Below are 13616 nucleotides of genomic sequence, written 5' to 3'. Positions count from 1 at the left end.
GGGAGGATCCGCGGTCGGCCCGTCATCGGGCGGGGCGGGCGGCGCGGGCGGTGCGGAGGCGTCCTGCGCCGGCCGCGGATCCGGGATGCCGGGTGAGCTCCGATCCGCTGGCGGCCCGGCCGGCCGGTCAGCCGGTGGACCAGCCGGTACATCAGCCGGCGCGCTGGCCGGAGGCTCGTCAGGCGGAGTGGACGCCGGCTCTGGCGCGGCGCCGGTCCCCGCCGGTGGGGATGGGACCTGGGCAGCCGTCGCCGGGGTGGCACCGGCCAGCACGGCCACGAGCAGCGTGGCCAGCACAAGCAGGGAGAACACGCGTGGCAGCAGCCGCGCTGCCGCGCGCATTCCCACAGCCTGTTTGTCGCCCGACATCGGCAGCCCCCGGATCCCGCCGTTAATACGCCTGCCGTGAATACACCTTCGGTGGAAGCGTGCCTACCTGTTTGCCAGCGTAACATCGCAGCCGGCGACCACCTGGTCCATGGGGGGGAGATGTGATTTCCGGATCGCGCATGCCGAGACGGGCACAAAAATGCCGCGTGCTCGCATTTGTTGTGGTGTTCGCAACATGGATCGGCGTCTTCCCGGCGTCAGCCGCCTGGGCGGCGAATCAGAATACGGCAAGGCTGTCCGTCAGCATCGACGGCCGACCACTCGATGGTGACGTCGTGCTGGACGCGGCGGCAGCCACCCGCCTGGTCGTGGGCGTGGAGAATCTCGGCGGGTCGGCGCTGGACGTCGATTCTGTCCGGCTGCGAGGAATGGTGCTCGGGCTCACCTTCTTCGACTACGACACGCGGGTGCGGACAACCGTGCCCGCCCGCGGCACCGCGAACTGGACCGTCGACCTGGATCTGCGCGACATCACCGGGCGGGCCACCGGCCTGATACCGATCCGGGTCGAGATCCGGGACACAGACCTCGACACCGTCGTCGCGCGGGACGGGAAAGCGCAGGTCCACGGCTCGCTGCTGTCGACCTACGGCCTGCTCGGCCTGGGCCTGCTCGTCCTGGCCGGTCTGCTTCTCGCCGCCGCGGTGCTGTCGCCGGGGGCGTCGAAGCTGCGGGGCCTGCGTTTCGTCCCGGCCGGGTGCGTCCTGGGGCTGCTCGTGGTCTTCGCTCTCTCGGCTATGCGGCTGCTGGCACCCTCGCCGCCGACCGACCTTGCGATCACGCTCGGCGTGACCCTCCTCGCCGTCGTCGCCGGGAGCCGCCTGCATGCGCCGCACGCCGGCGCCGACGCCGGCGCCGGTATCGACGCCGACGCGGGCGCGGCGTGACGCTAGCGTTTGTTCACGTAGCCGGCGTCGACCGGCAGCGTGACGCCGGTGACGTACCGGGCCTGGTCGGAGACCAGCCACACCAGGGCATCCGAGACGTCGGAGGTCTCGAGCATGCCGACGGGCAGTGCATGTGGATCGGACATCTTCGGATCACTCTGCAGGAACCGCAGCATCATGTCGTTGACGACCATCGGTGTGTTCACCCCGGTGGGGTGCAGGGTGTTCACACGGATGCGGTGCGGTGCCAGGGCGTTCGCCCAGGTCCGCATCAGGCCGACCTGGCCGTGCTTGGAGGCGGTGTAGCCGAGCACCCCCGGTGTGCCCGCGGCCATGCCGGTGAGCCCCGCGGTGGAACTGACGATGACGACCGCCCCGCCGGCGCCGCGCTCGATCATGCCGGGAACGGCGGCCTGCACGGTGTTGTAGGTACCGGTGAGATTGACGTCCACGACATCCTTCCATTCCCCGCCGATACCTTCGGGCGAGAACGGCGCTATTCCGGCGTTCGCGATCACGATGTCGACCGGGCCGAGCGCCGCGACACCCGCGCCCAGTGCGGCCTGTAAGGCATCCGGATCGCGAACGTCGGCCACCGTCGCGTGAATGCCGCGCCCGAGTGCCTCCACCTGGCGCACGGTTTCCTTCAGGTCCTCGGTGGTGGCGAGGGGATAACCCGCGGAATTGATGTCGGCGCAGATGTCGACACCGATGATGTCGGCGCCCTCCCGGGCGAGCCGGACCGCGTGTGACCGCCCCTGCCCGCGGGCCACGCCCGTGATGAAAGCGACCTTGCCGCCAAGGTTCATGCCACCGGGATTCATGCCGGACCTCCTGTTGGAGTCGATTCCGAAGCCCGGATCCTAGCCCTGATCTGGTGGCCGATGAACCCCTCACCTGGCCTGCTTCTGTCGTAGCCTTGCAGCTCCCGCACGTGGCTACACCACGGACGGTCGACTGGAGGATGTTATGGCGGTCAACCCGAGCAGTGCCGATATGCAGAGCCTTCTTGACAGCTTGCCGGACGCACCCTTCGTGATGCTGAACCTGCTGCGGTTCCGGCCGGACGGCGGCCGAGAATCCTACGCCGAGTACTCCCGGCGGGCCGGAAAGGCGCTGGCCCGCCACGGCGGCGAGCTCGTCTATTTCGGCGAGGGCTCGACTGCGCTGGTCGCCGAGCCGGGGCAGGCCTGGGACGCGGTGCTGCTGATCCGCTACCCGTCGCGGGCGGCCTTTCTCCAGATGGTCGCCGACCCCGAGTACCAGGAGACGGTCAGCCTCCGCACCGAGGCCCTGACGGAGGCTGTTCTGCAGGTCACCGTGCCTGTGCCCGGGCGCTGACCGCGCTGCCGGGGCCGATGTCGGAACCGGCGCCCTGGCCGGCCGCGCTCCGGCGGGTCAGGCCGACCAGCGAAGCGCACCGTCGTCGTGCCCGGCGGCGACAGGACCCTCGGGGTGGTGCCGGCTGACCCGCTCGCGTCGGCGCGTCATCATGACGTCGGCGAGCGCGTCCGCACGTTCCATGTCGTCGAGGGTCGCTCTGGTGCGGCCGTCGACGGTGAGGATGGCGGCGAGAAGCTCGGCGGACAGCCTCGTCCGCGCCGCCACCCGGGCCACGCTCGGCGGCAGGGGGGCCGGAGTGGCGCGGCCCCGTTGCGCGGGAACCGAGCCGCTCGGCACGTCCTGTTCGTCGCGGGGGCTGGGGCTGGGGCTGTGCAGGCTGTGCGGCCGGCGTGACGGGCCGGGCGAATGGTGCGGGCGGGCGCGAAGTCCGAGGAGATCGAACATACATTCGATCCTGGCCGCGGCAGATCTTTCTGTCAAGCGCGGCGGGCGAGCCGTCGCGCGGCGGTGCCGGTCGCCGGGCCAGGTGGCAGGCGGGCCAGGTGGCAGGCGGGTCAGAAGACGCCGGGTCAGATGCCGGGCAGGTTGTCAGCCAGGCTGAGCGCGACGTACACCCGGGCGGCGATCTCCGTCGCGGCGTGGCGTTCGCCGAGCGTCGCGCCGACCACCCCGACAGCGGGGACGTTCGCCACGGCACGGTGCCACAGCCGCCCCTCGGCGCGACCGTCGATCAGACGCCGCACTCCCCACATCTCCCGCGCGAGCCGGACGATCCCGGTGGGCACCCTGCGCATCAGGCGGACCCACTGCGCCCGCTCCTCAGCGGTCCCGTCGATGCCCACCTCGGTGCCGCCCTGCTGAGCGACGAGGCCGGCGGCGCCACCGGGGCTCTCGGTACCGGGGCTCTCGGTACCGGTGGTGCCGGGCACGATGACGCCGGTGGCGGCGTCAGCCTCCGCGCCGGCCGGTGGTCGCCAGCCGGCGGGGAGCTCCTCGTCGAGCACGGCGTGCGCGAGCAGCCGGACCTGACTGTGGACGTCCGTGACCTCGCACAGCCTGGCCAGCGACAGCACCAGCAGGCTCTGCACCGTGGCGGCGAGGACATCCCGGATCGGCGCGCCGAAGCGCCCGGCGAAGGCGGGGAGAGCCGAGAGCGGAGCCAGCTCGGTGCGCCAGTGGCGCACGATCCGGTCGGCGTGTTCCCGCCGGTCCGGAACGGGTCCGGTGAGGCTGACGACGGCCGCGGCCGTCGGCTGGGCGAGCTGGACGAAGGCCGCCAGCCGGTCGGCATCACCCGTGCGCATCCGCTGTCTCCGTTCCGCAGCCGCCCGGCGCGCTCCGACGCCGGTGTCCAGGATCGCCGACGGGCAGGTCGGGTGGGTCGGGTGGGTCGGGTGCCGGATGTTCAGGCTGGTGGCAGGGCGGCTGCCTTACGCAGCAGGACCGCCCGTTCACGGAGGTTGCGGCACTGCCGGGCAGCCAGCTCCAGCTCGGCCCGGGCCTGCTCCGTCCGGCCGAGCCGGGCGAGCAGCTCTCCGCGCACGCTCGGGAGCAGGTGCGAGCCGGCCAGGCGGTCGGTGGCGACCAGCTCGTCCACGATGGCCAGTGCCGCCTGTGGGCCGTTCGCCATCGCGACGGCGACGGCGCGGTTGAGTTCGACGACGGGGGACGGCGCCACCCGGCCGAGCGCCTCGTAGAGCAGCACGATCCGCTCCCAGTCGGTCTCCGCGGTGGACGGCGCCGTCGAGTGACAGCCGGCGATCGCGGCCTGCAGGCCGTAGGGCCCGAGGCCACGCCCCGCGGCCGTGGCCCGGCCGAGCGCCGCCAGGCCGCGGCGGATCGCCGACCTGTCCCACCGGCGCCGGTCCTGGTCGGCCAGCAGCACCGCCTCGCCGTCGGGCCCGGTCCGCGCGGGGAAACGCGCCGCGGTGAGCTCGCACAGGGCGAGCAGCCCGTGCACCTCCGGTTCGTCCGGGAGCAGCGCGGCCAGCATCCGGGCCAGCCGAATCGCCTCGTGGGCGAGATCGGGGCGCAGCAGGCTGTCACCGGACGTCGCTGTGGAGCCTTCCGTGAAGATCACATAGAGGACACTCAGGACGCCGCCGAGCCGCGTCCGCCGCTCCTCGGCCGGGGGCAGCTCGAACGGCACCTTCGCCGCGGCGATGGTCTTCTTCGCCCGCGTGATCCGAGCCTGGACGGTCGGTACCGGTACCAGGAAGGCGCGCGCGATCTCCTCGCTCGACAGGCCGCCGACCGCGCGCAGGGTCAGCGCCACCCTGGCCTCCGGCGCGAGCACCTGGTGGCAGGCCATGAACATCAGCGCGAGGACGTCGTCGTCGACCCGGTCCGGGTCCCACGGCAGGTCGTCCTCGGGCCGGTTCCGTGGCGCCGGCGCGCCGGAGATCGCCTCGCCCTCGACCAGCGGGCCGGCGAGCAGCGCATACCGCTCGTCCAGCGCCGACCGGCGGCGGAAGCTGTCGACCGCGCGGCGCCGGGCGGCCGTGAGCAGCCACCCGGCCGGGCTCGCCGGTATCCCGGCCCGGGGCCAGCTGGCGAGTGCCTCCGCGATCGCCTCCTGGGCGACGTCCTCAGCAAGGGCGAAATCACCCGTGTAGCGGGCGAGCGTGCTGACGATCCGCGCGGACTCGATCCGCCAGACGGCCTCGACGGCCCGCCGCACCGGCTCGGCGCCGCGGTCGCCGCCACCGCCACCGGCAGCAGCGCTGCCACCGGCGCCGGGCGGGCCGTCGACAGCTGCTGGCATCAGAGCTGACCGGTGCGCTCGCGCCAGGCCCGCTCCCGCGCGATCCACTCGTTGTCCTGTGGGAACTCATCCACGCTCGGCACCCGGCGGATCTCGCACTTCCCACCGCCGAGCGACGGCATCCGCCTGGCCCACTCGACGGCCTCCTCCTTCGAGGCCACCTCGATGATGTAGAAGCCCCCGAACAGCTCCTTCGTCTCGCCGTACGGCCCGTCGGTGACGACCGGTGTCTCGCCGCTGAAGTCGACGACCACGCCCTGTGCCGGGTCGTCGAGGCCCTCGGCCGCCACCAGCACGCCTGCCTGGATCAGCTCCTCGTTGAAGCGCCCGACGATCGCCAGCATCTCGTCGAACGAGATGTCCGCCATCTTCGCGAGGTCCTCGTCCGTGCTCCTCATGATCATCATGTACTTCGCCATCGCCGGCGTCCTTCCTGTCTGCGGGCTGCCTGTCGACCCTCTCACCTGGAGGTCGAACGGCACCGCCGCGGATCGACACGGCGACCTCGGCAGTTCTGGGTACCGGGGGAGTCGGGGCACCCGGGCGGCGCGGGCGCCGACGGAGGAATGCGAAAGGCCCACGGCTACGACAGCCGTGGGCCCGTTCGCGCGGTTGTCCGTCAGTCGCGATAGACGTTGGTGACCCGGCGGCGACGCCAGGACCGGCCGACCGGCTGGTCCTCGTAGACCTCGGTGGACCGCTGGTAGTCGGGGGTCTCCGGGTAGACCTCGGTGGTGCTCGTCTCCGTCGGCGCCTTGTCGTAGACGACGCCGCCGCGGCGGCGGGGGCCGAAGAACGCGAGGTCGAGGATGAGCCCGGCGGCGCCGGCCAACATCAGGACCACGCCGACGACTGCGATGTCGAGCCCGGAAACGCTGAAGTCGACGGCGAAGGTGAGGATCGCGCCGAGAGCCATCAACAGGATGGCGGCACCGATGCCCATTGGCCTGCGCTCCTTTCCAGGACCTCCCCCCAGGGAGGCTTCGTTGCGGTCGGGCCTCGCGGGGAGGCGGATGCATCCGGGTTACCCGTCATCTCCGCCCGTACTCCGATTTCGCACCTGATTCCCGTTCGTCCGATCGGTACGGACGATTCCGGTCACCGGGCCGGCTGCGGCGCCAGAGCGGGTGCGGGCGGGTGCGGGCCGGTGCGGACGGGCATACCGTGCTTGTGGGGAAGGTGTCCGGCCGTGTGGCCGGCGCCCAGCCTGCGCGTCGCCCGGCCGGCCGATGTGAGCGTGTTCGTGCGCCTGACCACGACCATCGTTCTCGATCGCGAAAGGTCCGCGTGGTGTCCGCTGTGTCCTCGCTTGTGACCCCGCCGCGGCTGTCGAAGCCGCCGCCCCACTCCGTCGACGAGGTCCCCGGGCCGCCCGGCGGCCCGTTCGTAGCCGTGCTCCGCATGCGCAGGGATCCGTTGGCCCGATTCACCGAGCTGCACCAGCGGTACGGGCCGTTGGTGCGGCTGGTCCGACGTCCGGTGTCGTTGTTCCTCGTCAGCGACCCGGACGCGATCGCCGACATCCTCGTGGGTGGAAGCCGGGCCTACGGCAAGGGTGCCGTCATGCACGGTCCCGGCTCGTGGACGCACCTCGTCCAGCCGCTGCGCATGCTGCTCGGCGACGGTCTGCTGACCAGCACGGGGGAGTCGCATCTGCGCCAGCGCCGGCTGATGCAGCCGCTGTTCCACAAGCAGCGGATCGCGGGCTATGGCGAGCAGTTCGTCGCGCTCGCCGCCGCGGCCACCGAGAGCTGGCAGGACGGGCAGCTGATGAACGTGCACGCCGAGATGACCGAGCTGACCCTGGCGATAGTCGCCCGGACCCTGTTCGACGTCGACATCAGTGACCATGTCGTGGACGTCGTGCGTGCTGCCCTGGACGAGACGATGGCCGGATCGGCGCCGCAGGAGGCCAGCGGGCTTGGCCTCGGGCACGTCGACCGCTTCCCGCTGCCCGCGGCCCGGCGCCGCCGCGCCACCACCACCGCGCTCGACGAGACCGTGTACGAGCTGATCGCCGAGCGCCGCGCCGCCGGGGCGTCCGGCAACGACCTGTTGTCGCTGCTGCTCGCCGTCCAGGACGCCGACACCGGCGAGCGGATGGACGACACCCATATCCGGGACGAGGCGGTCACCCTGCTGCTCGCCGGCCATGAGACCACGGCAAACGCCCTGACGTGGACGTTCCACCTTCTCGGTGCGGCACCGGATGTCGCCTCCCGGCTGCGGGCGGAACTCGACACCGTCCTCGGTGACCGGCCGCCGACCGTGGCCGACCTGCCGCGGCTGGTCTACGCGAACGCGGTGCTGCGCGAATCGATGCGGCTGTACCCGCCCGTCTGGGCGATGGTCCGCCATCTGCTGGAGGACCGGGTGGTCGCCGGCTACCTCCTCCCGGCGGAGTCGACCCTGGTCCTGGGGCAGTGGGTGATGCACCGGGACGAACGCTGGTGGCCGGAGCCGGAGCGGTTCGACCCCGGCCGCTGGCTCGACCCGGCGACTGCTGCCGGGCGGCCACGGTTCGCCTACTTCCCGTTCGGTGGCGGGACGCGCCAGTGCATCGGCACCAGTTTCGCGATCACCGAAGGCGTCCTGACGCTGGCGACGATCGCCCGGGAGTGGTCGCTGACGCCCGCGCCCGATGTGCGGGTGCGCCCGGAACCGTCGTTCACCCTCCGCCCGCGGGGCGGCGTGCCCATGATCGCCCACCGCCGGCGCGATCGGCGTGACAGCGCGCGGGCAGGAGGGAGCCAGGGCTGAGGACGCCTAAGGACGGGCAGTGAGGTGCGTGGTCACCTGCGGGATGATCTTCTCGCCGTAGGTGGCGAGGGTGGCGTCCTTGTGGTCGTGCTGCAGGTAGAGCGCGAACTGGTCGACACCGAGGGCCGCCAGCTCGCCAAGGCGCCGCACGTGGGTCGCGGGCGGGCCGATCAGGCAGAACCGGTCGATGACCTTGTCCGACACGAAGTCGGTGTGGGCGTTGCCGGCCTTGCCGTGGGCGTTGTAGTCGTAGCCCCCGCGGCCAGCGATGGAAGCCACCAGTGCGGCAGGCACCGCCGCTGAGTTCGGTTCCCCGCGACCGTCGTCGCTGTCGCTGTCGCTGTCGCTGTCGCCGGCGGCGGCGGCGGGCGTGGTGCTGGTGCCGGCGCCGTAGCGGGCGACGATGTCGGCGACGTGGTTGCCGACCATGCCTCCGAACCAGCGGCACTGGTCGCGTCCGTGGGCGAGGCCGGCCGCGGAGTCGTCGGTGACGTAGGCCGGGGCGGCCACGCAGATCGTGACGGCGCCCGGGTCGCGCCCGGCGTCGGCGGCGGCCTGGCGTACGGCGGCCACCGACCAGGCGATGATGTCCGGGTCGGCCAGCTGCAGGATGAAGCCGTCGCCGAGCCGGCCGGCGAGGGCGAGCGCCCGCGGGCCGTAGGCCGCCACCCAGATCGGCAGCCGGGACTCCCCGCCCCAGGGGAACCGCAGCTTGCCACCCCGGTACTCGGCGACGCCGCCGTTGGCCAGCGGACGGATGACCTCGATCGCCTCGGCGAGCTGCGCCAGGGTCACCGGACGTCCGTTGATGACCCGCACCGCGGAGTCGCCGCGGCCGATCCCGCACACGGTGCGGTTGCCGAACATGCTGTTCAGGGTGGCGAACAGCGAGGCGGTGACCGTCCAGTCGCGGGTCGCCGGGTTGGTCACCATCGGCCCGACCGTGACCCGGTGGGTCGCGGCGAGAATCTGGCTGTGGATCACGAACGGCTCCTGCCACAGCAGGTGCGAGTCGAACGTCCAGACATGGCTGAAGCCGTACTGTTCCGCCTGGTGGGCCAGATCGACCACCCGCCAGGCCGGCGGGTCGGTCTGCAGGACGACGCCGAAGTCCATGATGCCGCTGCCTCCGCGGAGTCGGTCAGATCAGGTTCTGGGAAAGGCCGCGCCGGACGAACCGGCCGTGGGACGGGCGCCCCACGTAGCCGGTCTCGTCCTTGATCACCGTGYCGCGGGAGAGGACGACGTCCACGTGCCCGTCGATCTCCCAGCCCTGCCAGGCCGAGTGGTCCATGTTCATGTGGTGGCTGCGCCCCGGGCCGAGGCCGATGGAGGTGTGCCCGTCCGGGTCGTAGACGACGATGTCGGCGTCGGCGCCCGGCGCGATCACGCCCTTGCGGCCGTACAGGCCGAACATGCGCGCCGGGGCCGCGCAGCACACCTCCACCCACCGCCCCAGGCTCAGCCGATCCTCCCTCACGCCCTGGAACATCAGGTCCAGACGGTGCTCGACGCCGCCGATCCCGTTGGGGATCCGGGAGAAGTCACCACGGCCCAGCTCCTTCTGGTCCGTCATGCAGAACGGGCAGTGGTCGGTCGAGACGGCGGTGACGTCGCCGGTGCGCAGGTGACGCCAGAGTGCCTCMTGGTGTCCTTCGGACCGAGCGCGCAGTGGCGTCGAGCAGACCCACTTGGCGCCCTCGAAGTCCCCCCACTGCGCGCTGCGGGCGCCGAGCTGCTCCTCCAGCGACAGGTACAGGTAGTGCGGGCAGGTCTCGGCGAACACGTTCTGCCCGGCGTCGCGGGCCTCGGCGACGCGGGCGAGTGCCTGCCGGGCCGACACGTGCACCACGTAGAGCGGGGCGCCGGTCAGGTCCGCCAGCATGATCGCCCGATGAGTGGCCTCCTGCTCGGTCTGCCAGGGGCGGGTCGTGCCGTGGTGGTAGGGCCCCGTGCGGCCCTCGGCCAGCGCCTGCCGGACCAGGACGTCGATCACCGGCCCGTTCTCGGCATGCATCATGATCAGCCCGCCGTTGCCGGCGGCAGCCCGCATCGCCCGCACGATCTGCCCGTCGTCGGAGAGGAACACGCCGGGGTAGGCCATGAACAGCTTGAAGCTGGTGATGCCCTCGTCGATCAGCTCGCTCATCGCCTTCAGCGACTCGTCGTCGACCTCGCCGATGATCTGGTGGAACGCGTAGTCGACGGCACAGTTGCCGGCCGCCTTCGCGTGCCAGAGCGCGAGCTGGTCCTGCACCCGCTGCCCGCGGGTCTGGACGGCGAAGTCGACGATGGTCGTCGTGCCGCCCCAGGCGGCGGCCCGGGTCCCGGTCTCGAACGTGTCGGACGCGCGCGTGCCGCCGAACGGCATCTCCATGTGCGTGTGGACGTCGACCCCGCCCGGGATCACGTACCGCCCGGTCGCGTCGATCACCCGGTCGGGGTGCACCGCACCGGTGCGCACCGCCTCGGCGAGGGCCGATCCGGGCTGTAGCAGCGCCGCGATCGTCTCGCCCTCGACCAGGACATCCTGGCGGGTGGGTCCGGCGGGGTCGACCACCGTCCCGCCGTGGATGAGCAGGGTGCTCATCCGAGCGCCGTCCGCTGGTAGGTCTCGGGGCGGCGGTCCCGGTAGAACTGCCAGTCGTCCCGGGCCCGGGTGATCTCGTCGAGGTCCAGGTCGCGGACGACGAGCTCCTCCTTGTCGTCCGAGGCGACCTCCCCGACGACGTTCCCGCGCGGGTCGACGAAATAGGACGAGCCGTAGAACCGGGGGGCGTCGGCCCCGAACTCGCCGGTCTCCTGGCCGATGCGGTTGTTGGCCGCCACGAAGTACTGGTTGGCGGCCGCGGCGGCGGGCTGCTCGATCTCCCACAGCCGGTTCGACAGGCCCGGCTTCGCCGCCGACGGGTTGAACACCAGCTGGGCGCCCCCCAGCCCAAGCTCGCGCCAGCCCTCGGGGAAGTGCCGGTCATAGCAGATGTAGACGCCGACCCGGCCCACCGCGGTGTCGAAGACCGGGTAGCCGAGATTTCCGGGACGAAAGTAGAACTTCTCCCAGAAGGACGGCAGCTGCGGGATGTGGTGCTTGCGGTACCGGCCGAGCAGGCTGCCGTCGGCGTCCACCACCGCGGCGGCGTTGTAGTACTCGCCCTGGGCCGCGACCTCGTGGATCGGCAGGATCATGACCAGGCCGAGCTGCTTGGCCAGCCGTTGGAACCGCTCGACGGTCGGCCCGGGGATCGGCTCTGCGTTGTGGTAGTAGCGCTGGTCCTGCACCGCCCCGACGTAGGGACCGGTGAACAGCTCCTGGAACCCGATCACCCGAACACCTCCGGCGGCGGCCTCGCGGGCCAGCTCCTCGTGCCGGGCGACCATCGACTCCTGCTCGCCCGTCCAGGCCACCTGTGTGATCGCGGCACGTACCGTTGCCATCCCGGGCCCGCTCCTCACGACTGACGACGTCGGATGTCGCCGCCATCGTCATCGCAGCGCCCTGGCTCTGCCAGCACGCCAGGCCGGCGACCCCGTTCCGGGATGGATTTCTGCAGGTCGAAGGACCGTACTAGGTCTATCTGATCCTTTCGCGCTTAATGTCCGAGTCATAGGGCTCTTCCCGGATGAGAACGCTGTTTTCCGGTCGGCTAGCATCCAACCGGAAAGGCCCCATGTGTCCAGGTTGGCGAAAAGGAGCGCGGGTTGGGAGACCTCGGGACGGAACCGAACGGCTCGGTCGCGGGCAGCCGGGCGCTCCCCGCCGATGGCGGCGGTGTGCTCCCCTTCGACCTCACCGGTGCTCGGCAGCGGCCGACAGCAGCGAAGCGCCTGCGTTACGGGCTCGCCATGCTGTTGTCCGTCCTGGTTCTGTTCGGCTCGGTGGGAGGCTGGGCCATCTACGCCTACCTCGACTCCAGAATCGAGCGGGTCGCGATCGGCGACCTGGGCAAGCGCCCACCCGCCCGTGCGGACGAGAAGACGTTCCTGCTGGTCGGCACGGACAGCCGGGAGGGCGCCGGCGATGCCTACGGCGACGTCGGCGGGCAGCGGTCCGACACGACGATCCTCGCCCACGTCGGGGCGGACGACCGGGTCACCATGGTTTCCTTCCCCCGCGACATGTTCGTGCTCATCCCCGAGTACACCGACGGCGACGGCGACGTGCACCCGCCGCAGGAGAACAAGTTCAACCAGGCGATCGCGCTCGGCGGCGCCACGCTGCTGATAAAACTCGTCGAACGGCTGACCGGGCTGCGTGTCGACCACTACGTCGCCGTCGACCTGGTTGGTTTCAGAGCCGTCTCGGAGGCCGTCGGCGGTGTGGAGGTCTGCATTCGTCCGCTGGAAGGGTCCCAGAGCCGGAAGGACGAGATGACCGGGCGGACGGTTGTCAGCACGAACACCAACGATCCCTACAGTGGTTTCCGGGGCGGGCCGGGCACGATCGAAATCAAGGGCGAGCAGGCRCTCGCCTTCGTCCGTCAGCGTTACGGGCTCCCGAACTGGGACATCGACCGCATCAAACGCCAGCAGTACTTCCTGAGCAGGATCCTGGCGAAGGTCACCGAAGGCGGAGTGCTCAGCGACCCCGGCCGGGTCGCGAGTCTGYTTGGCGCCGTCGGCCCGTCGCTCGATCTCGGTGCCGGCACCGAACTGCTCGACCTGCGCCGGTTGGCCAGCCGGCTGCAGGGCATCACCACCGGCTCGCTGGGCATGCAGACGGTGCCTGTCCACACGGCCACCAGGGCCGAAGGCGCCGTCGACAACTACGGGCTGATCAGCAATGCGGTCGGCGCCGTGCAGAGCTACAACCAGGCGGACCTGGATGCGCTCTTCGCCTCCCTGACTGGTGGTTCCGATGCCGGTGGTGACGCTGCCGCCGGTGCTGGCGCTGCCAGGATCTCGGTGGTCAACGGCACCAGGACCGCAGGCCTCGCCGGGCGGGTGACCCGCGCACTCACCTCCCGGGGCGTCAGTGTCGACACCGACACCGACACTGCCGCCGGCGCCCTTCGTACTGACTACCGCGCCAGCTGGATCCGGTACGGCACCGGCGCCGAAGCCACGGCTCGAATGCTGCTGACTCACATCCCCGGAGCGAAACTCCTGGCGGACAACGACGTTGACGGCGTCCAGCTGATCGTCGGCTCGACCTTCCGCGCTCTCGCTGATCCGGCCCCCGACTCCGGAGACGCCGGCGGTGGCGGGGCTGGCACGGGCGGGGCACTCGCGGCCGGGGCAGCCGGCGTCGCAGCCGGAGAGGACGGTTCGGGCCGTACCGTCCTCGCTGCTCCGTCCGCCGCGCGCGCAGTTGCTCCGACGGCCGCCGTAGGCGAACCTTCTCCCTCCGCTCCCGCCCCACAGGCCCCTGATACCTGCGTGTACTGACCGAGCCGACCGCGACGCAGCCAGAATCGACACCGAATGGTGCGGCCGGGGCCGGTAGGGCCCTGACCTGGCGCTCGCTCTGCCGC

General features: G+C 71.5%; 13 protein-coding genes. 4 read left to right on the top strand and 9 right to left on the bottom strand.

Annotation, left to right across the window (positions count from 1 at the left end; genetic code table 11):
- Positions 1-665: 665 nt before the first annotated feature.
- Entirely contained in the window at positions 666-1277 is a 612-nt protein-coding gene (locus CC117_RS17745; protein WP_241830208.1) for a hypothetical protein, read from the top strand.
- Positions 1278-1279: 2 nt separating this feature from the next.
- Here CC117_RS17745 and CC117_RS17740 read toward each other — a convergent pair whose 3' ends face one another.
- A complete protein-coding gene (locus CC117_RS17740) occupies positions 1280-2101 on the bottom strand; it encodes a mycofactocin-coupled SDR family oxidoreductase (RefSeq protein WP_084132307.1) in 822 nt (273 codons plus the stop codon).
- Between the two features lie 145 nt (positions 2102-2246).
- Between CC117_RS17740 and CC117_RS17735 the strand changes: the two genes are divergently transcribed.
- Positions 2247-2618 (top strand): DUF1330 domain-containing protein, encoded by a 372-nt coding sequence (locus tag CC117_RS17735; RefSeq protein WP_071085569.1) that lies wholly within the window; start codon positions 2247-2249, stop codon positions 2616-2618.
- 57 nt (positions 2619-2675) lie between these two features.
- Here CC117_RS17735 and CC117_RS17730 read toward each other — a convergent pair whose 3' ends face one another.
- The 5 genes from CC117_RS17730 to CC117_RS17710 form a co-directional block, all read right to left on the bottom strand.
- The gene (locus tag CC117_RS17730; RefSeq protein ID WP_241830206.1) at positions 2676-3065 is read right to left on the bottom strand and encodes a hypothetical protein; all 390 of its coding nucleotides are present in this window, start codon (positions 3063-3065) and stop codon (positions 2676-2678) included.
- Positions 3066-3190: 125 nt separating this feature from the next.
- On the bottom strand, positions 3191-3925 hold the full coding sequence (locus tag CC117_RS17725; RefSeq protein WP_071085567.1) for a hypothetical protein: 735 nt from the start codon (positions 3923-3925) through the stop codon (positions 3191-3193).
- A 101-nt stretch (positions 3926-4026) separates the two neighbouring features.
- The gene (locus tag CC117_RS17720; protein ID WP_407673551.1) at positions 4027-5412 is read right to left on the bottom strand and encodes an RNA polymerase sigma factor; all 1386 of its coding nucleotides are present in this window, start codon (positions 5410-5412) and stop codon (positions 4027-4029) included.
- Positions 5385-5804: a YciI family protein gene (locus tag CC117_RS17715; RefSeq protein WP_071085564.1), complete on the bottom strand. Its 420-nt coding sequence runs from the start codon at positions 5802-5804 to the stop codon at positions 5385-5387. Before CC117_RS17715 ends, CC117_RS17720 begins: the two co-directional genes overlap by 28 nt.
- A gap of 200 nt (positions 5805-6004) precedes the next feature.
- A complete protein-coding gene (locus CC117_RS17710) occupies positions 6005-6328 on the bottom strand; it encodes a DUF6458 family protein (protein ID WP_071085562.1) in 324 nt (107 codons plus the stop codon).
- 356 nt (positions 6329-6684) lie between these two features.
- Here CC117_RS17710 and CC117_RS17705 point away from each other — a divergent pair, with 356 nt between their 5' ends.
- Positions 6685-8145, top strand: a complete 1461-nt coding sequence (locus CC117_RS17705) for a cytochrome P450 (protein ID WP_241830205.1) — start codon at positions 6685-6687, stop codon at positions 8143-8145.
- Positions 8146-8151: 6 nt separating this feature from the next.
- Here CC117_RS17705 and CC117_RS17700 read toward each other — a convergent pair whose 3' ends face one another.
- Genes CC117_RS17700 through CC117_RS17690 form a run of 3 tightly spaced genes read right to left on the bottom strand, consistent with a single transcriptional unit; the run spans position 8152 to position 11580 of the window.
- On the bottom strand, positions 8152-9261 hold the full coding sequence (locus CC117_RS17700; protein ID WP_071085558.1) for a TIGR03842 family LLM class F420-dependent oxidoreductase: 1110 nt from the start codon (positions 9259-9261) through the stop codon (positions 8152-8154).
- A 25-nt stretch (positions 9262-9286) separates the two neighbouring features.
- Complete coding sequence (gene hydA / locus CC117_RS17695) at positions 9287-10735, bottom strand: dihydropyrimidinase (protein ID WP_071085556.1); 1449 nt, start codon at positions 10733-10735, stop codon at positions 9287-9289.
- On the bottom strand, positions 10732-11580 hold the full coding sequence (locus tag CC117_RS17690; RefSeq protein ID WP_071085554.1) for a nitrilase-related carbon-nitrogen hydrolase: 849 nt from the start codon (positions 11578-11580) through the stop codon (positions 10732-10734). The genes hydA and CC117_RS17690 overlap by 4 nt, the downstream gene beginning before the upstream one ends.
- Before the next feature lie 264 nt (positions 11581-11844).
- Here CC117_RS17690 and CC117_RS17685 point away from each other — a divergent pair, with 264 nt between their 5' ends.
- Positions 11845-13530, top strand: coding sequence for an LCP family protein (locus CC117_RS17685; protein WP_241830204.1), 1686 nt, complete (start codon positions 11845-11847; stop codon positions 13528-13530).
- Positions 13531-13616 lie beyond the last annotated feature (86 nt).

The organism is Parafrankia colletiae, from assembly GCF_001854655.1.
Taxonomy (GTDB): domain Bacteria; phylum Actinomycetota; class Actinomycetes; order Frankiales; family Frankiaceae; genus Parafrankia; species Parafrankia colletiae.
This window is presented reverse-complemented; position numbering and strand designations above follow the sequence as displayed.